This window comes from Saccharothrix sp. ST-888, from assembly GCF_000955975.1.
Lineage (GTDB): Bacteria > Actinomycetota > Actinomycetes > Streptomycetales > Streptomycetaceae > Kitasatospora.
In genome coordinates this window covers 1-322 of record NZ_JYJF01000808.1, presented here as the reverse complement: position 1 = coordinate 322, position 322 = coordinate 1, and the positions used below count along the sequence as shown (strand labels likewise).

At 70.2% G+C, this 322-nt stretch carries 1 pseudogene; it reads left to right on the top strand.

The features are described from left to right. Nucleotides 1–322, top strand: a pseudogene (locus UK12_RS42435) (hypothetical protein); the annotation flags it as partial.

Sequence of the window (322 nt, the reverse complement as noted above, 5' to 3'; positions counted from 1 at the left end):
CGGTGCTCCGCTCGGCACGATCACCAAGCTGTCCAGCACCACCCGCACCGCCCGAGCCACCCCCGGCAACGCGCAGGACGGAGCCGTCCTCACGCACGCCGCAGCGGACGACGACTTCTGCCCGGCCATCGCGGTCGTCAGCGCCGGCCAGGATCTGTTCGTCCCAGCCGCACACTGCGTCTACGACGCGATCACCGGGCAGCGCAGCGACCGGGTCTGCGTCCCCGGATACCGCAACGGCGAGACTCCGAACGGCGTCTGGCCGCTGGTCTCGATCACCGTGGACCAGAGCTGGAAGGACGAGGGCAACGAGGACATGGAC